The sequence below is a fragment of the Actinophytocola sp. genome (assembly GCF_036002505.1).
GTDB lineage: Bacteria > Actinomycetota > Actinomycetes > Mycobacteriales > Pseudonocardiaceae > DASYTH01.
Genome location: NZ_DASYTH010000045.1, coordinates 1 through 18,300, shown reverse-complemented (window position 1 = coordinate 18,300; position 18,300 = coordinate 1). Strand labels below are relative to the sequence as shown.

Annotated in this window: 12 protein-coding genes and 1 pseudogene; 8 read left to right on the top strand and 5 right to left on the bottom strand. The window is 71.8% G+C overall.

Features of this window, described 5'->3' with window-relative positions:
* Nucleotides 1–82: 82 nt before the first annotated feature.
* Nucleotides 83–1,714: an acyl-CoA dehydrogenase family protein gene (locus tag VGR06_RS03160; protein WP_327557402.1), complete on the bottom strand. Its 1,632-nt coding sequence runs from the start codon at nucleotides 1,712–1,714 to the stop codon at nucleotides 83–85.
* The gene (locus VGR06_RS03155) at nucleotides 1,698–2,309 is read right to left on the bottom strand and encodes a TetR/AcrR family transcriptional regulator (RefSeq protein ID WP_327557401.1); all 612 of its coding nucleotides are present in this window, start codon (nucleotides 2,307–2,309) and stop codon (nucleotides 1,698–1,700) included. The genes VGR06_RS03160 and VGR06_RS03155 overlap by 17 nt, the downstream gene beginning before the upstream one ends.
* 99 nt (nucleotides 2,310–2,408) lie before the next feature.
* Here VGR06_RS03155 and VGR06_RS03150 point away from each other — a divergent pair, with 99 nt between their 5' ends.
* The 3 genes from VGR06_RS03150 (at nucleotide 2,409) to VGR06_RS03140 (ending at nucleotide 8,102) form a co-directional block, all read left to right on the top strand.
* A complete protein-coding gene (locus VGR06_RS03150; RefSeq protein ID WP_327557400.1) occupies nucleotides 2,409–2,765 on the top strand; it encodes a hypothetical protein in 357 nt (118 codons plus the stop codon).
* A 181-nt stretch (nucleotides 2,766–2,946) separates the two neighbouring features.
* Complete coding sequence (locus VGR06_RS03145; RefSeq protein ID WP_327557399.1) at nucleotides 2,947–6,813, top strand: Pls/PosA family non-ribosomal peptide synthetase; 3,867 nt, start codon at nucleotides 2,947–2,949, stop codon at nucleotides 6,811–6,813.
* Between the two features lie 2 nt (nucleotides 6,814–6,815).
* On the top strand, nucleotides 6,816–8,102 hold the full coding sequence (locus VGR06_RS03140) for a M1 family metallopeptidase (protein ID WP_327557398.1): 1,287 nt from the start codon (nucleotides 6,816–6,818) through the stop codon (nucleotides 8,100–8,102).
* 259 nt (nucleotides 8,103–8,361) lie between these two features.
* Here the strand turns inward: VGR06_RS03140 and VGR06_RS03135 are convergent, their stop codons facing one another.
* Both VGR06_RS03135 and VGR06_RS03130 read right to left on the bottom strand, forming a co-directional pair.
* Complete coding sequence (locus tag VGR06_RS03135) at nucleotides 8,362–9,840, bottom strand: HAMP domain-containing sensor histidine kinase (protein ID WP_327557397.1); 1,479 nt, start codon at nucleotides 9,838–9,840, stop codon at nucleotides 8,362–8,364.
* Nucleotides 9,837–10,532 (bottom strand): response regulator transcription factor, encoded by a 696-nt coding sequence (locus tag VGR06_RS03130; RefSeq protein WP_327557396.1) that lies wholly within the window; start codon nucleotides 10,530–10,532, stop codon nucleotides 9,837–9,839. The genes VGR06_RS03135 and VGR06_RS03130 overlap by 4 nt, the downstream gene beginning before the upstream one ends.
* 111 nt (nucleotides 10,533–10,643) lie before the next feature.
* On the opposite strand from VGR06_RS03130, the gene VGR06_RS03125 reads away from it, so the two are divergent.
* The 3 genes from VGR06_RS03125 to VGR06_RS03115 all read left to right on the top strand — a co-directional run bounded on the left by VGR06_RS03125 (nucleotide 10,644) and on the right by VGR06_RS03115 (nucleotide 13,266).
* Nucleotides 10,644–11,975 (top strand): ferredoxin reductase family protein, encoded by a 1,332-nt coding sequence (locus VGR06_RS03125; protein WP_327557395.1) that lies wholly within the window; start codon nucleotides 10,644–10,646, stop codon nucleotides 11,973–11,975.
* 13 nt (nucleotides 11,976–11,988) lie between these two features.
* On the top strand, nucleotides 11,989–12,369 hold the full coding sequence (locus VGR06_RS03120; protein ID WP_327557394.1) for an FMN-binding protein: 381 nt from the start codon (nucleotides 11,989–11,991) through the stop codon (nucleotides 12,367–12,369).
* A gap of 156 nt (nucleotides 12,370–12,525) precedes the next feature.
* On the top strand, nucleotides 12,526–13,266 hold the full coding sequence (locus VGR06_RS03115; RefSeq protein ID WP_327557393.1) for an FAD:protein FMN transferase: 741 nt from the start codon (nucleotides 12,526–12,528) through the stop codon (nucleotides 13,264–13,266).
* A gap of 51 nt (nucleotides 13,267–13,317) precedes the next feature.
* Here VGR06_RS03115 and VGR06_RS03110 read toward each other — a convergent pair whose 3' ends face one another.
* Entirely contained in the window at nucleotides 13,318–15,183 is a 1,866-nt protein-coding gene (locus VGR06_RS03110; protein WP_327557392.1) for a S8 family serine peptidase, read from the bottom strand.
* 190 nt (nucleotides 15,184–15,373) lie between these two features.
* On the opposite strand from VGR06_RS03110, the gene VGR06_RS03105 reads away from it, so the two are divergent.
* Nucleotides 15,374–17,209 (top strand): hypothetical protein, encoded by a 1,836-nt coding sequence (locus VGR06_RS03105; protein ID WP_327557391.1) that lies wholly within the window; start codon nucleotides 15,374–15,376, stop codon nucleotides 17,207–17,209.
* Nucleotides 17,193–18,300: pseudogene (locus VGR06_RS03100) on the top strand (hypothetical protein); the annotation flags it as partial. The gene VGR06_RS03105 and the pseudogene VGR06_RS03100, both read left to right, overlap by 17 nt.

Genomic DNA, 18,300 nt, shown 5'->3' with positions numbered 1-18,300 from the left:
CATGGCCGGAGGAGCGACCCCGCACAATGCACGCCGCGACAACCCCCAACACCCCCACACCCAGCACCACTGCAAATAACCCTCAAATGCGCACTCTGGCACGATCCACTAGCGCTCCGGTATCCACCCCCGCCGGCAATGTACCGAACGCCGCACCCCAATCCCCTGCCAATCTGGACGCGCAGAACGCGTCAGCCACTGCGGTCGGTGCATGGCGGACCAGGAGCGAACCTTGCAACGTTAGCGCCATTTTTTCTACCAGTCGGCGGGCGCGCGTTTCGATGTGGGAGGTGTCGGCTAGGTCTTTGCGGAGTTCGGTTACGGCGTCGTCCAGGCGGTGGTCGGCGCCGGTTGCCTGGTTTAGTTCGGTGAAGAAGGTGTCGACGGATTCTGGTTGTTTGGCCATGGCGCGGAGGGCGTCCAGGGCGGCGACGTTGCCGGAGCCTTCCCAGATGGAGGACAGGGGGGCTTCGCGGTAGAGGCGGGGCATGCCGGAGTCTTCGATGTAGCCGTTGCCGCCCAGGCATTCCAGGGACTCAGCTGCGTGGGCGGGGGCGCGTTTGCAGACCCAGTACTTGGTGACCGCCAACGCCAATCTGCGGAAGGATTCTTCGGCTTCGTCGCCGGCGATGGCGCGGTCGGTGGCGCCGGCCAGGCGGAGGGCGACGGTGGTGGCGGCTTCGGCTTCGATGGTGAGGTCGGCGAGGACGTTGGTCATGAGCGGGGCGTCGATGAGGACAGTACCGAAGGCGCGGCGGTGGGCGGTGTGGTGGACGGCTTGGACGGTGCCCCATCGCATGCTGGCGGCGGAGCCGAGGACGCAGTCGAGGCGGGTGAGGTTGACCATGTTGATGATGGTGGGGACGCCGCGGCCTTCTTCGCCGATGAGGTGGCCGACGGCGTCTTCGTATTCGAGCTCGGCGGAGGCGTTGGAGCGGTTGCCGAGTTTGTCTTTCAGGCGCTGCAGGAAGAGTCGGTTGCGGGTGGCGTCGGGGAGGACGCGGGGCACGAGGAAGCAGGAGAGGCCGCCGGGGGCTTGGGCGAGGGTGAGGAACAGGTCCGACATGGGGGCGGAGGTGAACCATTTGTGGCCGGTGAGGAGGTAGGAGCCGTCGGCTGTGGGGACGGCGCGGGTGGTGTTGGCGCGGACGTCGGAGCCGCCTTGCTTTTCGGTCATGGACATGCCGGCGATGAGGCCGCTTTTCGTGGTGGGGACCCGCAACCCGTAGTCGTACACCGGTGCGGCGAGGAGGGGTTCGAGGGTTTCGGCCAGCGTGGGGTTGTGGCGCAGGGCGGGGATGGCGGCGTAGGTCATGGAGATGGGACAGGTGTGGCCGGGTTCGACCTGGCCCCACACGTAGAACTTCGCCGCGCGGGCGACGTGGGAGCCGGGCTGGCGGTCCTGCCAGGGGTAGGCGTGCAGGCCGTGGGAGACGGCGACATCCATGAGGGAGTGCCAGGCGGGGTTGAACTCGACTTCGTCGATGCGGTGGCCGTACCGGTCGTGGGTGCGGAGGACCGGTGGGTAGGCGTGGGCGAGGCGGGACCATTCCTGGGCCTGGTCGGTGCCGCCGAGGTGGCCCAGTTGGCGCAGCTCGGATTCGGCCCAGCCAGCGCCTTCGCGGCGGAGGCCTTCGAGGAGGGCCGGGTCGTCGGCGAGGTTGTGGCCGTTGAGGGGCGGGGGCTGGTTGGTGACCTCATGCGTCGGCGGCATCGGTGGCTCCTATGGCTCGGAGGGTGAAGGTGATCAGGGCGGGGATGGTGTCGGGCTCGGGGCTGCCGGCGGCCAGGGGCGCGACCAGGGTCTCGGCAATGGCGCCGACCAGGGCGGCGGCGGTGACGCCGGGGTTCTGCGGGGGAAGGACGCCGTGGGTGACGCCGTCGGCGACGGTGGCGGCGACGAGGTCGCGGTAGGCACGGCGGAACACCAGGCGTTCGGCGTCGACGGCGGGATCGACGGGCTCGGCGAGGAGGGCGTAGGCGAGGCGGGGTGACTTGAACGCGCGGCCGGCGAAGGTGTCGATGACGGCGGTGATCTTGTCGGGGATGCTGGCGGGGCGGCGGGCGGCGGCGGCGACGGCGGAGATCTCGCGGGTGGCCGCGGTGCGGAACACCTCGGTGAGCAGGGTGGCCTTGTCGGGGAAGTGCCGGTAGACCGTGCCGGTGGCGACGCCGGCGCGGGCGGCTACCGCGGCGACCGAGCAGCCCGCGTAGCCGTGCTCGGTGAGCAGGGTGATGGCGGCCTTGAGGATCTCGCGCCGGGAGGCGTCCAGCCTGGCCTGGACGGCGGCGGTGCGGCGGTAGGCCATACAAGAAGTGAACTACGATTCACTACTTCACGCAACGCCGCACCAGTGACTGCCCGAAGAGACATCCCCGCTGTTCCGCAGCGGTGGTGGGCTTGTGTCATGCCTGAGTATGACGACGACTCCCACGCGGAGTATTCAGCTGCGATGCAGGAGCAGGGCTTCGACGAGATGAGTCACGAGGACGGCCTCGACGACGCGATCGACGAGCTGCTCAACGACATGGAGAGCCTGCCGGACAAGATCCAGCAGCTGCTCGAGTTCATGTTGCAGGGTTACGACATCGCCGACGCCGCGTACTACGCGGGGTACGGCAACGGCACCGAGGGGCTGCACAAGGCCCTCAAGAAGGACACCGGGCACGGCAGCACCAAGGAGAAGCTGCACGGCCTCAAGCAGGCCCACGGCTCCGGCCGGGAGCGCGCCGACGCCCGGATGTCGGCCGGCGCGGACTACTGATCCTCCGCGAGTCCCCGGTTCAGACACGCGAGTTCCCGTCTCGGAACTGGGAACTCGCGTGCTGGAACTGGGGACTCGCGTGCTGGACGTGGGGACTCGCGGGTCTGTGAGACCATCAGGTAAAGTCGCTGGTCGCCGTGCTGCCCCGGGGTCGGGGCCGTGACCCCTACCCGGAGGCTGGATGACCGCCGTCGCCGAACCGCGTCCGTACCTTGCCGAGCTCGAGGCACTCGTCGCGGAGGCGACATCCCCGGCCGTGTTCGCGGGCGCCGACGGTGCGCCACCGGAGCGCACGCTGCTGGACATCCTGCGGGAGACCGCCCGCCGGCACCCGACCGCGCCGGCTCTGGACGACGGCGCCGCCGCGCTGACCTACCGCGCTCTGCTCGCCTCCGCCGACCTGCTCCGGCAACGGCTCAACCGCGCCGGGATCGGGCGGGGCGACCGGGTGGGCATCCGCGTCCCGTCCGGCACCCTCGACCTCTACGTGTCGATCCTCGGCGTGCTCGCCGCGGGCGCCGCCTACGTGCCGGTGGACGCCGACGACCCGGACGAGCGGGCCGAACTGGTGTTCACCGAGGCCGGGGTGTGCGCGGTGCTCACCGCCGGCCAGAAGATCACGCCCCGGGCCACGCCGGGCGGCATACCAGGGCAGCCGACGCCGGACGACGACGCGTGGATCATCTTCACCTCCGGGTCCACCGGGAAGCCCAAGGGCGTCGCGGTGACCCACCGTGCCGCGGCCGCGTTCGTGGACGCCGAGGCCGGGCTGTTCCTGGCCGACGAGCCGATCGGGCCGCGAGACCGGGTGCTGGCCGGGCTCTCGGTCGCGTTCGACGCCTCGTGCGAGGAGATGTGGCTGGCCTGGCGGCACGGCGCCTGTCTGGTCGCCGCGCCGCGGTCCCTGGTGCGGACCGGCATGGATCTCGGTTCGTGGCTGGTGCGACACGGGATCACGATCGTGTCGACGGTGCCCACGCTGGCCGCGCTCTGGCCGGTCGAGGCGCTGGACGACGTGCGGCTGCTGATCTTCGGCGGCGAGGCGTGCCCGCCGGAGCTGGCCGAGCGGGTCGCGGTCGAGGGCCGGGAGGTGTGGAACACCTACGGACCCACCGAGGCGACCGTGGTGGCCTGCGCCGCGCAGCTCACCGGCGAGGGCCCGGTGCGGATCGGACTTCCGTTGCGCGGCTGGGAGTTGGCCGTGGTGGACGCGGCCGGCACCCCGATGCCGATGGGCGGTACCGGCGAGCTGGTGATCGGCGGGGTGGGCCTGGCGCGCTACCTGGATCCGGTCAAGGACAGCGAGAAGTTCGCCGCGCTGCCGGCGCTGGAGTGGTCGCGGGCGTACCGCAGCGGCGACCTGGTCCGGGCCGAGCCCGAGGGCCTGGTGTTCGTGGGGCGCGCGGACGAGCAGGTGAAGCTCGGCGGGCGGCGGATCGAGCTGGGTGAGGTGGACGCGGCGCTGCAGGCGCTGCCGAACGTGGCCGGAGCGGCCGCGGCGGTGCGCGACACGCCGGGCGGCAACCAGATTCTGGTCGGTTACATCGTGCCGAGCTGTTCGTTCGAACGAACAGCCGCGCGCGAACAATTGGAGTCCAAGCTTCCGGCCGCGCTGGTGCCGCTGCTGGCCGAGGTGGACACGCTGCCGACCCGGACCTCGGGCAAGGTGGACCGTGCGGCGCTGCCCTGGCCGCTGGCTACCGTGGACATCCCGGCGGGCGCGCTGGACGGCACGGAGGCGTGGCTGGCGGAGCGCTGGGGCGAGGTGCTCGGCGTGCCGGCGACCGCACCCGAGGCCGACTTCTTCGCCAGCGGCGGCGGCTCCCTGGCCGCGGCCCGGCTCGTGTCGATCCTCCGCGGCCGCTACCCCGAAGTATCGGTCAGCGACGTCTATCGGCTGCCGACCGTGGCCGCGCTGGCCGCCAAGCTCGACGAGCTGAACGCGGCCGAGACCACGGCCCGCACGGTGACCCCGACCCCGCGGCGGGCCGGTGCCGTCCAGACGCTGGCGCTGCTGCCCCTGTTCACCCTGGTCGGGTTGCGATGGTCGGTGGTCGCGGCCGCGCTCACGAACCTCGTCGCCGCGCCGTGGGCGGTGCACGTCTCGTGGTGGTGGGTGCTGGCCGGGTGGCTGGTGCTGCTGAGCCCGCCCGGACGGATCGCGATCGCCGCCGGCGGCGCGCGGTTGCTGCTGCGGAACGTCCGGCCCGGAACGCACCCGCGGGGTGGGAGTGTCCACTTGCGATTGTGGGCGGCCGAACGGCTGGCCGAGCTGAGCGGGGCGACGAACCTGGCCGGCGGTTGGCTCATGCTCTACGCCCGGGCGATGGGCGCGCGGATCGGCGCGGACGCCGACCTGCACTCGCTGCCGCCGGTGACCGGGATGCTCAAGCTGGGCAAGGGAAGCGCGGTCGAGCCGGAGGTGGACCTGTCCGGGCACTGGCTGGACGGCGACCGGTTGCACGTCGGCCGGATCCGGATCGGCGCGGGCGCCACGGTCGGCGTGCGCAGCACGCTGCTGCCCGGCGCGCGGATCGGGAAGCGGGCGGAGATCGCGCCGGGTTCCGGGGTGCTGGGTTCGGTGCCGGCCGGCGAGCGGTGGACCGGCGTGCCGGCGACCCGCTCCGGCAAGGCCCTGAGCCACCACCCGGCCACCCGGCCGGCCCGCACCCGGCGGTGGACCGTGGTCTACGGGCTGACCTCGCTCCTGCTCGGCCTGCTGCCGGCGTTCGCCGCGGTGCCGGCAGTGCTGGTCCTCGGCGCGTTCGTCCGCGGCGAGGCGACGCTCTCCGGCGCGCTCGGCCAGGCGCTGCTCGGGGTGCCGGTGGCCACGATCGCTTTCCTTGGGGCGTATGCGACTCTGACGCTGATCCTGGTACGGCAGCTCAGCATCCGGCTGCGCGCCGGGCATCATCCGGTGCACGGACAGGTCGCCTGGCAGGCGTGGACCACCGAGCGGCTGATGAGCATGGCGCGGGTGTGGCTGTTTCCGTTGTACGCCAGCCTGTTCACACCTGTGTGGCTGCGGGCGCTGGGCATGCGGGTGGGCCGGCGGGTGGAGGCGTCCACGGTGCTGGCGCTGCCCGCGATGACCACGGTCGGCGACGGCGCGTTCCTGGCCGACGACACCATGATCGCCTCTTACGAGCTGGGCGGCGGCTGGCTGCGGATCGCCGAGGCGCGGATCGGCAAGCGGGCGTTCCTGGGCAACTCCGGGATGACCGCACCGGGCCGCGCGGTGCCCAAGCGCGGCCTGGTCGGCGTGCTGTCCGCGACGCCGAAGCGGGCCAAGGCGGGCAGCTCGTGGCTGGGCATGCCGCCGATGAAGCTGCCGCGGGCCGCCGACACCGCGGACGCCGGCCGGACCTTCGACCCGCCGCGCCGGCTGGTGATCGCCCGGGCGCTGGTCGAGCTGTGCCGGGTGATCCCGGTGATGGCCGCGGGTGCGCTGGCGGTGCTCGTGCTGGCCGCGTTCGCCGCCCTCGGGCCCGCCGCGTTGGTGCTCGGCGGCGTCGTGCTGATCGGCGCCGGCGTGCTGGCCGGAATCGTCGCGGTCGCCGCGAAGTGGTTGCTGGTCGGGCGGTTCCGGGTGGTCGAGCATCCACTGTGGAGCTCGTTCGTCTGGCGCAACGAGCTCGCCGACACGTTCGTCGAGGTGCTGGCCGCGCCGTGGCTGATCGGCGCGCTGGGCGGCACCCCGCTGATGAGCCTGTGGCTGCGCGGGCTCGGCGCCCGGGTGGGCCGCGGGGTGTGGTGCGAGACTTACTGGATGCCGGAAGCCGATCTGATTCGCCTGGACGACGGGGCCACCGTGAACCGGGGCTGCGTCGTGCAGACTCACCTGTTCCACGACCGGATCATGCGGATGGACGAGGTCGTGCTGGGCGAGGGTGCGACGCTCGGTCCACATGGGATCGCCCTGCCCGGCGCCACGATCGCGGCGGGAGCGACGGTCGGGCCGGCGTCGCTGGTCAACCGCGGTGAGACGGTGCCGCCGGACACGCGCTGGCTGGGCAACCCGATCACGACCTGGCGCGCGGCTGGGTAGTCGTGCCCGGCAAGCGGCTGCCCGGCAACGGCGGCTACCGCGTGACGCACTACGACCTCGAGCTGGACTACCGGCCGGGGCCGGCCCGGCTCGCCGGGCGCGCCGTGATCTCGGCCGAATCCCAGACCAGGCTCGAGGGGTTCGCCCTGGATCTCGGCCCGTTCCGGGTCGACCGGGTGATCGTCGACGGCCGCCCGGCGCATTACACGCACCGGGCCGGCAAGCTCCGGATCCGGCCGGCGCGCGCGGTGCCGGCCGGTGCGCCGTTCACCGTCGAGGTGCGCTACGCCGGCACACCGCGGCCCGTCCGCAGCCACTGGGGCGAGATCGGCTGGGACCACCTCAGCGATGGCGCGCTGGTGGCCAGCCAACCGGTCGGCGCGCCGTCCTGGTTCCCGTGCAACGACACGCTCGCGGACAAGGCGGGCTACCGGATCTCGGTGCGGGTCGCGTCGCCGTACACCGTGCTGGCCAACGGAATTCTGGCCTCGCGGCGGGCCGGCGCCGGTGCCACCACGTGGGTCTACGAGCAGGCCGAGCCGATGTGCACCTACCTCGCGACCGTCCAAATCGGACGGTACGACCTGGTGGAGCTGGCCGGCGCGCCGGTGCTCCAGGTGGCCGCCGTGCCACCGCGGCTGGTCACCGCCGCCATCCACGACTTCGGCCGGCAGCCGGAGATGCTGTCCGCGTTCGCGGATCTGTTCGGGGAGTACCCGTTCACCGGGTACGCGGTGGTCGTGACCGGCGAGGACCTCGACGTGCCGGTGGAGGCGCAGGGCCTGTCCACGTTCGGCGCCAACCATGTGGACGGCGCGCGCGGCGCCGAGCACCTGGTCGCGCACGAGCTCGCGCACCAGTGGTTCGGCAACAGCCTGACCGTGGCGGACTGGCGGCACATCTGGCTGCACGAGGGGTTCGCGCAGTACGCCGAGTGGCTCTGGTCGGAGATCTCCGGCGGCGAGCCCGCGGGCCGGCTCGCCGAGCGGTCCTGGACGGCACTGTCAGCGCAGCCACGGGACCTCGTGCTGGCCAACCCCGGGCTGCCCCGCACCTTCGACGACCGGGTCTACCAGCGCGGCGCGCTCACCCTGCATGCCTTACGCAGCACCATGGGCGACGCTCCGTTCTTCGGACTGCTGCGCGACTGGACCGAGATCCACCGCCACGGCAGCGTCACCACCACGCAGTTCACCCAGCTGGCCCAGCGGCACACCCCGCGGCCGCTCGACACCCTGTTCGCCGACTGGCTCTACGGCGTGCGCCTGCCGGAGCTGCCGCGAGGCTAGTATTTCAGCCGGGAATTTGTGTTGGCTTCTCACGTCGTCGTGTTGGCCCGTTGCGTCGTCGTGTTGGCCTGGTGCGTCGATATGTTGGCGTGTCAGGTCATTGGGTTGACTGGTCACGACGGTCAGCGGGGTGCGGACCGGATACGACCAGAACGAGCCGGTACCGGTCGTCGATGTTTGGGTCAGCGCCAGCGGCCAACATGACAACGCCAGAGGCCAACACAGCGACGTCAGAGGCCAACATACCCGGGAAGCAGTGTCACTTTGCTTCCGAGGGTACGGGCAGGCGCACCACGAATTCCGTGCGGCCGGGGGCGCTGTGCAGCTCGACCATGCCGCCGTGGGCGGCGACAAGCAACTGGACGACGGCGAGGCCGAGGCCGGCGCCACCGCTGCGGCGGGAGCGGGAGTCGTCGACGCGGTAGAAGCGGTCGAAGATCCTGGACTGGTGCGCGGGTGGGATGCCGGGGCCTTCGTCCACTATGGATACTGCGGCCCAGCCGGGTGAGGTGTCCAGGCGGATGGTTGCCGGGGTGCCGGGCGGGGTGTGCGCGGCGACGTTGGCCAGCAGGTTGTCGAGGACCTGGCGCAGCCGGACCGGGTCGGCGTCGAGCCAGACCGGGCCGCCGCCGATGTGGGATTCGAGCGGATGATCGGGGTGGGCCACCCGGAACGCCTCGGCGGCCGAGCGGACGATCGCAGCGAGATCGGTGGGGGACAACCGAACCGGCGCCTCGACGTCGGCGGAGTCCAGGCGGGCCAGCAGGAGCAGGTCGTCGACGAGCACGGACATCCGCGCGGTCTCCTCGCGGATCTTGACCAGGTGCGCGTCCCGCTCGGCCGGCTCGTTGGCGGCCGCGTAGCTGAACAGGTCGGCGTAGCCGCGGATCGAGGTCAGCGGCGTGCGCAGCTCGTGCGAGGCGTCGGCGACGAACCGGCGCAGGCGCTCGTCGGCCGCGGCGCGGGCGGCCAGCGAGGCGTCGATGTGCTCGAGCATCCGGTTGAACGCGGTGCGCAGCTCGTCCACCTCCACGCCGCCGCCACGCCCGGACACCCGCACCGGCAGGTCCGCCGAGCGGGTCAGGTCGTGCGAGGTGATGTGCTGTGCGGTGGCGGCCATGTCGCTCAGCGGCCGCAGACCCCGGCGCAGCACCAGCCGGCCGACGAACACCAGCACCGCGAGGGCGAGGATGAACGCCGCGCCGAGCACCAGCATCAGCCGCCGAGCGGTGTTGTCCAGGTCCTCCCGCGGTGCGGCCATGACCAGCACGTCATTGGCTTGCACCGGGCAGGCGCGGACCCGGTAGACACCCATGCCTTCCAGGTAGACCGTCCGGAACAACTCCGGGTGCGCAGTGCCGCCGGCCGCGTCGGCGAGCGGAACGTCCCGTGCGACCTCGGCAAGCGGACCGGAGTTCTCCGGAAGACTGCCCTCCCCCTTGGGTTTCGCGGTGCCACCGTCCACTTGGAACACAGAGGTGTACCACCCGTAGGGCGCCTTCGGCCCGTTCTGCCCCTGCCCACGCGGCGGCATGTCGTAGCTGTGCTGCAGCCGCTTGGTCTGATCGATCTCGATCATGGTGAGCTGCTCGTCCAGCCGCTTGCCCAGGTAATCGCGCATGGACGTGACCAGCACGGTGGCGACGACGGCGAACACCACCAAGGCCAGCACGCCGATGCCCAGCGCCAGCCGGGAGGCCAGGCCGAGCCGGCGCCAGGAGTCCAGGAACCCTTTCACCGAACCATTTGCCGGATCACGTAGCCGACGCCGCGGACCGTGTGGATCAGCGGCTCACGGCCGGCGTCAAGCTTGCGGCGCAGGTGCGACACGGCTAGTTCGACCACATTGGACCGGCCGCCGAAGTCGTACTGCCACACGTGATCCAGGATCTGCGCCTTGGTCAGCACGGTCGGCGAGCGGCGCATCAGGTAGCGCAGCAGCTCGTACTCGGTGGGGGTGAGCGTGACGATATCGTTGCCCCGCCGCACTTCCCGGGTGTCCTCGTCGAGGGAGAGGTCGGCCACGGTCAGCGCCGAGTTGCGTCTCGCCCGGCCGCTGCGCCGCAGGACGGCGCGCAGCCGGGCCATCAACTCCTCCACGGCGAACGGCTTCACCAGGTAGTCGTCCCCGCCCCGGGTGAGCCCGGCGATCCGGTCGGCCGTGCCGTCACGCGCGGTCAGGAACACCACCGGCACCGCGGTTCCGGACTCGCGCAGCCGGTCGAGCACCGAGAACCCGTCCATGTCGGGCAACATCAGATCCAGCACCACGATGTCCGGAACGAACGCGGACGCCTCCCGGATCGCCTCGGTGCCGGTGCCGGCGGTCACCGCGTGCCAGCCCTCGTACCTGGCGACCGTCGCCACCAGGTCGGCGATGTGCGGCTCGTCGTCGACGACCAGCAGCCGCACCCGGCTGTCCCTACCCATGCAGCCATCCTGCGTCAATCGGGCAGGCGCCGCGACGCGGGGGCGGGGCCGACAGCAACTCGACAGGTTGGAAACAGGCCCGCCATAGTTTGAACCGTCAGGCTCGGTCAGGTGACGACGCTTTCGACGGTCAGCCCGCGAGCCGTCGCGCGGGCCGGGCTCACGGCCGTGCTGGGCGTGAACGTGCTGCTGGTCACCGTTCTCTACGCGACCGCGGGAGCGTCGGCCAACCTGCTGATCACGGTGGGCCGGCTGGCCGGGCTCTACGGCGCGCTGCTGCTGACCTTCCAGCTCGTGCTGGTGGCCCGGCTCGGCTGGCTGGACCGCCGGCTCGGCATGGACCGGCTGACCTCACTGCACCGGTGGACCGGGTTCACCCTGGTCTGGCTGCTGGTCGGGCACGCCGTGTTCGTCACCTACGGCTACGCCGAGTCCGAGCAGGTCGCCCCGGTGCCGATGCTGGTCGAGCTGGCGGAGACCACCGAGGGCGTGCTGCGGGCGATCGTCGCCCTGGTGCTGATCATGGGCGTCGGCGCGCTGTCCGTCCGGTACGCCCGGCGCCGGCTGGCGTACGAGACCTGGCACTTCATCCACCTGTACAGCTATCTGGCGGTGTTGCTGGCGTTCAGCCATCAGATCGCCACCGGGCAGACGTTCGTCGGCTCCGCGTTCGCGCGGGCCTACTGGTGGACCCTGTGGGGCGCCGCGCTCGGCGCGGTGCTGCTCGGCCGCGTGCTGATTCCGTTGCACCGCAACCTCAGGCACCGGCTTCGGGTGTCGCATGTGGTCGCCGAGTCGCCGGACGTGGTGTCGGTGCACGTCACCGGCCGGCACCTGGACGAGCTGCCGGCGCGGGCCGGGCAGTTCTTCCTGTGGCGCTTCCTCACCCGGGGCCGGTGGTGGCAGGCCAACCCGTACTCGCTGTCCGCCGCGCCGGACGGGAAGTCGTTGCGGCTCACCGCGAAGGCGCTCGGCGACGGCAGCGCGGGGCTGCGCCGGGTCCGGCCCGGCACGTGGGTGTTCGCCGAGGGCCCGTACGGCGCGTTCACCGCGCTGCACCGGCGCGCGCCGAACGCGGTGCTGATCGCCGGAGGCGTTGGTGTCACACCGATCCGGGCGCTGCTCGAGGATCTGGCCGGCCACCTGGTGGTGCTGTACCGGGTGAACTCCAACGCGGACGCGGTGTTCCTGGCCGAGCTCGCCGCGCTCGCCCACCGGCGCGGCGCGGTGATCCACCTGCTGGCCGGTCCGCCCTCGGCGGCGGGTGCCTACGGGCCGTTGCTCGGCGCGGCCAGCATCGCCGCGCTGGTGCCCGACGTACTGGAGCGGGACGTGTTCGTCTGCGGGCCGCCGGGCATGACCCGCGCGGCCCTCGATTCCTTGCGGCGGCTGGGTGTTCCCGGTGACCGGGTGCACGCCGAGCGGTTCGCGCTGGCCAGCTGAGCGGAGGAAAGCCATGCACCGGGCCATTCCCGCGGTCCTGATCACGGCGGCGGTGTTCGTCGTGGTGTGGGAGTTCCAGCCCACGCCGAACGCGACGGTGGCCGCTCCGGGCGTGACGACCTCCCAGGGTGGAAACCTGACCGTGCCGGGCACGGCGGAGGCCACCCGCTGGGGCACGGTGCAGGTGGAGGCGGTGTTCTCCAACGGAAAGCTCAGCGACATCGAGATGCTGCAGACGCCGCGGGACCGGCACGCCACCCGGGCGATCCCGATCCTGCGGCAGGAAGCACTTCAGGCGCAGAGCGCGGACATCGACACGGTAACCGGGGCGACGGTGACCAGCGAGGCGTACGCGCGATCGTTGCAAGCGGCCATCGACGCAAAGAGGAACTAAAACATGTCCGACGGATCACCGCCGAAGGTTGACAAAGCCCCGCCCCGACCAAACGCAACCTCAGGGGACCGTGACGGTACTCAGCCACAATCAACCGGTGATCCGCACCCTTCGCCGGGACGCAACCACAACAATCAATTGCGGAGAGGCGGGTCAGTGAGGCGGACCAGTCGGGTTGAGCAGATCATGGGCTTTCCGGTGTCGTTCGACATCCGCGACCCGATTCCGGGTGCTGCGGTGGACTGGGCGGTCGAGTGGCTGCGCGAGGTGGATCTCCGGTTCAGCCCGTTCCGGCCGGACAGCGAGGTGAGCCGGTTCGGGCGCGGGGAGGTGCGGCTCGACGAGCTCAGCGAGGACCTGCTGGACGTGCTCGAGGTCGGCGCCCGGTACGAGGCGCGCACCGGCGGGGCGTTCCGGGTGTGGCCGCCGGGCCGGGCGTTCGACCCGTCCGCGGTGGTGAAGGGGTGGGCGGTGCAGCGCGCCGCGGAGATCCTGGAAATGGCCGGGGCGCGGAACTTCTGCCTCAACGCGGGCGGGGACGTGGTGGTGCGCGGCGGGCCCGAGCCGGGCAAGGCGTGGCGGATCGGGGTGCGGCACCCCGATCTCGCCGACACGGTGTGCGCGGTGTTCGAGGTGATGGACGGGGCGGTCGCGACCTCGGCCACGTACGAGCGGGGCGCCCACATCGTCGACGGGCGGACCGGGTTGCCGGCATCGGAGCTGATCAGCGTCACCGTGATCGCCGCGGACCTCACCGTCGCCGACACGACGGCCACCGCCGCGTTCGCCATGGGGACGGCGGGCATCACCTGGGCCGCGGCCGAGCCCGGGTGCGAGGTGCTCGCGGTGGATGCCGAGCGGGTCGTGTACAGGTCGCCTGGGCTCGGAATGCGATGAAGGGGGCCTTCCTCTCGCCGGGTGTGAGGAAGGCCCCCTTCATCGCATTTGTTAGCGGACCGCGCTCAGCACCCCGCGGCCCCAGCCAATGCCGTCCCGAGCCACCGCCCGGTGCGCCAGGATCGCGTTGAGCGCGATCGGGTGCAGGTGCCCGTGGAACTCCTGCAGGGCCAGCGCCGCGACGCCGGCCGCGCTCGGCGTGGCGGCCGAGGTGCCGAAGAACCGGCAGTCGCCCTGGGCCACCGCCGGGCAGGTGCCCGACCCGAACGGCCCGACGCCGCTCACCGACACCCCGTCCGATGCCGTCCAGTTCGGCGCGGGCGCCGTCAGTCCCCGGCCGCCCGGGATGCCGCGGCACGGGCCGGGACGGTTGCCGGGGCACCGGGTCGTGGTGAGCACCTGGACCGGGCCGGCGGCGCTGAACGACTCCAGCGGAATCGTCAGCGGGTCGACCGAGACGCTGGCGTTCGCGGCGGCGGCACTGGTGGCGAAGAACAGATAGTTGGCGTCGGGGTTCATTGAGCCGGCGCGGTCACCCGGGTCCAGCGTCTGCACGCCGGCCGAGAGCGCCCGCCAGCGCAGGTCCAGCGTGGGCACCTGGCGCGCGGAGGACGTGCCGGCCACATCCACGACCAGGCGGGCCTGCTGGGCGACACCGGTGGTGTTCTCGTAGATGAACTGCTCGATGGTGTCGCCGACCCCGTTGGCCTGCACGGAGTTGCTCATCGCCAGGCACGCGCCGGTGGCGTCGACCAGGTACACGTTCAGGTCGGTGAAGCCACCCTGGCCCTCGGTCGGGAACACCGCGCGCGGCTCGCTCCACTGCAGCGTCGGCATGACCGTCGCGCCCGGCAGCAGGTTGAGGTTGTAGCTGTTGTCGGTGCCGCGCAGGTTGACCGTGTTGTGCAGCGCGCCGGCCGGGCAGTTGGTGCCCACGCCGGCCTGGTCGTCGGGGGTGCGGCCGGTGCCCTGGGCGGCGACCCGCGGGGCGTGCCGGGCGCCGAGGTTGCCGGCGGAGGAGCTGATCCAGATGCCGCGGCGGGCCAGCGCCTCGGCGGTGGCGGCACCGATGCCCTGGGCGAACGCGGGCTCGTCGTCGAGCGCGATGTCCTCGGTGATGATGTCGACGCCGGCCGCGGCGAGCGCGCGGAACGCGGCCACGTACTCCGCGGTGGTGTCGCGGGTGCTGGCGTAGGCGAGGGTGGCGTCCGGCGCCATGTCGTGGACGATCTCGAGCATCGCGGTGCCCTCGTCGTCGTCGTAGTCGGCGCGCACCAGAACCTGGACGTTGTTCGGCAGCTCGCCGCGGGCCACCGAGTCGGCCAGGTGGTCGACGTCGCCGGAGATCGCGCCGACCTTCACGCCGCGGCCGGTGAGGCCGTTCTTGTTGGCCACGTCGGTCTTGTGCAGCGCGGCGCCCTCGGTGGTGATCGCGCCGACGTCGGCGGTCGGGCGCAGGCTCGGCCGGAGCGTGGAGACCCAGGGCAGCGCGGCGACCGCGTCGAGCTTGTCGTACGGGACCATGGCGCTGATCAGGCCGGCGTTCGGCAGGTCGGCGCCGGGCACCGCGGCGAAACCGGCCGAGCTGGTGCGGACCGTGGCGCCGAGCGCGCGGAGCTGGTTCTCCTCAGTGGCGCCGACCGGAGCCAGCGCGTGCACCTGGACGCCGAGCGCGCCGGCGGTGTCCACGCTGAGCACGTCCGCGGCCAGCGACTTGGCCTGGGCCGCGCCGAGCGCGCCGCGGTTGGCCCGCAGCGTCTGGCCGATCTTGTCCGCCTGCTGCCGGAGCAGGCTCGGCACCTTGGACGGGGAATCCGCCGCGGTGGGCGCGGCCGCCGCGCTGCCGGCGGTCCCGACCGCGATCATCGGGGCTACCAACGCGACGCCGGCCAGCAGCGTGCGTAAACGCCTGGTCACATCTTCCTCCCTAACCGTCACCCGACCCGGGGTCACCCTAGGAGGTGCACGGCGCCGTGGGTACGGCCAGATGGATGGTTCGTCCCGGATCTTGGGCATGATTGACACGATCTTGCCGGAACGAGACCATTTCTAACCGTGAGTGGAATTTCCACTTCACATTTCTTGGGCGGATTTCTCTGGAGGGCCCGTGTCCCAGCGCGTCCCGATCCGGCAGCGACTGTCGGTCGGCATTCTCGCCTTGTTGGTCGGCACCGCCGGGGTGATCGCGCCGAGCGCGCAGCAACCCGCGGAGGCCGACATCCAGGTCGTGCCGTCGACGGTCACCGGCACCGACGGCACGAGCTACACCGTCACCAACCACATCGTGCGCGGCCTCGCCGACCGGGCGGCGACTTCGGCGGGCCGAAAGGAATGGCTCGTTGTCTGGGCCGGCGACGAGAACTTCGCCGACACGGTCGTCCGGGACACCGGCGACATTCTGGGAAATCCGCAGATCCGCATCCCCGGTTTCCAGGACCCCGCCCTGCCCGGGCCGGACTTCCTCGCGGTCATCGACGCCACGAAGGGCTCGCCGACCTACGGCAACGTGGTCAACACCGTCACGGTTCCGCTGGTGGAGAACGAACCGCACCACATGCAGTACATCTGGCACAAGGGGCACAAGATCTACGCGGGTGGTCTGTTCACCGACATCACGTTCGTGTTCGACGTGACGAACCTGCCCGCGGTGACCCTGTCCGGGATCAACCTGCCGACCGACACGCTGTGCGGCTCGGTGCCGGACGCCTACTGGGTGCTGCGCGACGGCACTGCCTACGGCACCTACATGGGCGGTCCGGACCTGCCCGGCCCGTGCGTCTACAGCGACCTGTCCGTCCGCACCGGCAACGGGTTCGGCGGCTCCCCCGGCGAGATCGTGCACCTCGGCCCGGACGGGCACACGCTCTCCGAGATGCCCGCGGCGCTGGGGCCGTTGCAGTCCGAGGATCCAGTGCACTGCGTGAACCTGCCGGCACTGTCACTGCCGACCTGCGCCAACCCGCACGGCATCCAGGTGCGCGAGGACCTGGACCGGTTGGTGGCCAGCGACTTCGCCGAACCGCGGAACATCATCCTCGATCCGATCCGGCCGCCGACGCCGTTCATCGCCCGGAACACCGTGCGGATCTTCGACATCGCCAACCGGAACCGGCCGCGGCTGGTCTCGGTGTCCACGCTGCCGGACGGCCCGCGGGTGGAGCAGAACCCGGGGCACGAGGAGCCGATCGCGCAGATGGAGACCACGGTGACGAACCTGCCGTCCCACAAGGGCGCGTTCACCGAGGCCATGTGCGGCGGGGTCATCTATTACACGCCGGACATCACGCTGCCGAACCCGGTGTGGCGCGAGGTGTTCGACGACACGACCGCGGCCGAGGTGGGCAACCCGGCGCTGCCCAACGACGGCGGCTGCGACGGCGGCGGCTGGGTGCAGACCAGCCTGGACGACAGGTACCTCTACCACGCGGTGATCGGCCGCAGCCCCGGTGCGCAGAACGGCAACGACCCGGGCTCCACGAAGATGGTGTACGTGCTGGACATCCGGCGCCTGCTGGCCGCCGGCAACAACCCTTCGTGCAGCGTCACGACGCTGGACGAGGTGCACCACGGCGGCGCGGAGCCGGACTGCCCGGCGCTGGTGGACGTGCTGGTGTTCCAGGACTCCTCGAGCGGCGGACCGCACTGGGGGGCGCTGGACAACTTCACGCTCGGCCCGGACGGTTTCTACCAGGAGACCACGGACGTCCGGCGGATCTCGGTGGCAGACTACTTCGTCGCCCGCGCCGGGATCGACGGCAACCACCGGGTGTACCTGGTCGACGTGTCCCCCACCGGGCAACTGTCCTTCGATCCGTCCTTTGTGGACCAGAATGACGGGACGCCGGGGGTCAACTTCAACCGGACCTCGTGGCCGCACGGGGACTTCGGCAACGCCAAGCCGCACTCGCAGCTGTTCGTGGTGGCGGATGCCGATCTTCACTGAGCCGGCGCAGCTGCCCGGCGCCACCGGCCACGCGCTGTTGCTGTGCAGCGCCGTGGTCGCCGGCGCCGGGTTGCTGCGGCCGTGGTCCGGACCACCGGGCCGGCTGACCGGACGGATCGTGTGGCTGGCCGCCGGCTCCGCGGCGCTGTCCGGTGCCGTCGGGCTGATCGCTTTCACGCCCAACCTGCTCGTGGTCGCGGCGCATCTGCTGGCCGTGCTCGGTGCGGCGTGGTTGCTGCCGCGGCGCGTTCTCGGGCTCTGCGGCGGGATTCTGCTGACCGCGCTGCTGGTGCTGGAGACCGCGATCAATCCGTCCATTGTGGATCTCCCGGTGGCGCCGGTGTACCTGGTGGCCGGGGTCCTGGTGCTCGGTGCCGGCGTGGCGACCTGGACCGTTCCGGTGCGCCGGGTGGCCCCGGTGCTCCTCGTGGCCGTGGTCACGGCCGCTGGCTTCGGCGTCGCGGATACCCTTGTGCCCCACCGTGATCACGTCACCGCCGGGGTGCCGCTGCTGACCGCCGCGCACACCTCGGCCGGGCACGTGCCGGTGCTCGTGACGCCGGGGCGCCCTGGCCTCAACCTGGTTTACGTGGCCGGCTCCGACGCGGTCCCGGTCGGCAGCGACCCGGGTCATGTGCTGCCGGCGGCGGAACGGCCCGGCGCCGGCGGCCGCTGGGCCACGGTCGACCTGCCGCCCGGGGTGAGCAGGCTCTGGATCTCCGGCACGCCGGTCGACGTCGACACCGGCCACGGTTCGCCTTCGACACCGGTGTTCACCGGTCCGGACGGTCCCGAGTGCGCCAGCGCCGCGCTCGGTGCGGTACTGGCCGGATCGAGGCAGGCGTTGACCGGTTGCCCCGCCGAGGCGCTCGCGCCCGCCGACGCCGAGACCCTGCGCGCGCTGGTGAAGCAGCTCGCCGGGCGCGGCGTGCCCGAGGTGCGGGTGGCGGCCGACGACTCCGCCCGCTCCGTCGCCGCCGTGTCCGTTCTCCGTGACGCCGCCCGGGAAGCCGGCCTCACGATCACCGGCACCCCGGCCCGCGACGGCGCCCTGATCGTGGTCTCCGGCTGGGCCGCCGCAACCTCGACCC

Excerpts from the sequence above, each read along its gene's own strand:
- VGR06_RS03145 (WP_327557399.1), top strand. The coding sequence starts at position 2,947 with ATGACCGCCGTCGCCGAACCGCGTCCGTACCTTGCCGAGCTCGAGGCA.
- VGR06_RS03155 (WP_327557401.1), bottom strand. The coding sequence starts at position 2,309 with ATGGCCTACCGCCGCACCGCCGCCGTCCAGGCCAGGCTGGACGCCTCC.
- VGR06_RS03150 (WP_327557400.1), top strand. The coding sequence starts at position 2,409 with ATGCCTGAGTATGACGACGACTCCCACGCGGAGTATTCAGCTGCGATG.
- VGR06_RS03120 (WP_327557394.1), top strand. The coding sequence starts at position 11,989 with ATGCACCGGGCCATTCCCGCGGTCCTGATCACGGCGGCGGTGTTCGTC.
- VGR06_RS03130 (WP_327557396.1), bottom strand. The coding sequence starts at position 10,532 with ATGGGTAGGGACAGCCGGGTGCGGCTGCTGGTCGTCGACGACGAGCCG.
- VGR06_RS03160 (WP_327557402.1), bottom strand. The coding sequence starts at position 1,714 with ATGCCGCCGACGCATGAGGTCACCAACCAGCCCCCGCCCCTCAACGGC.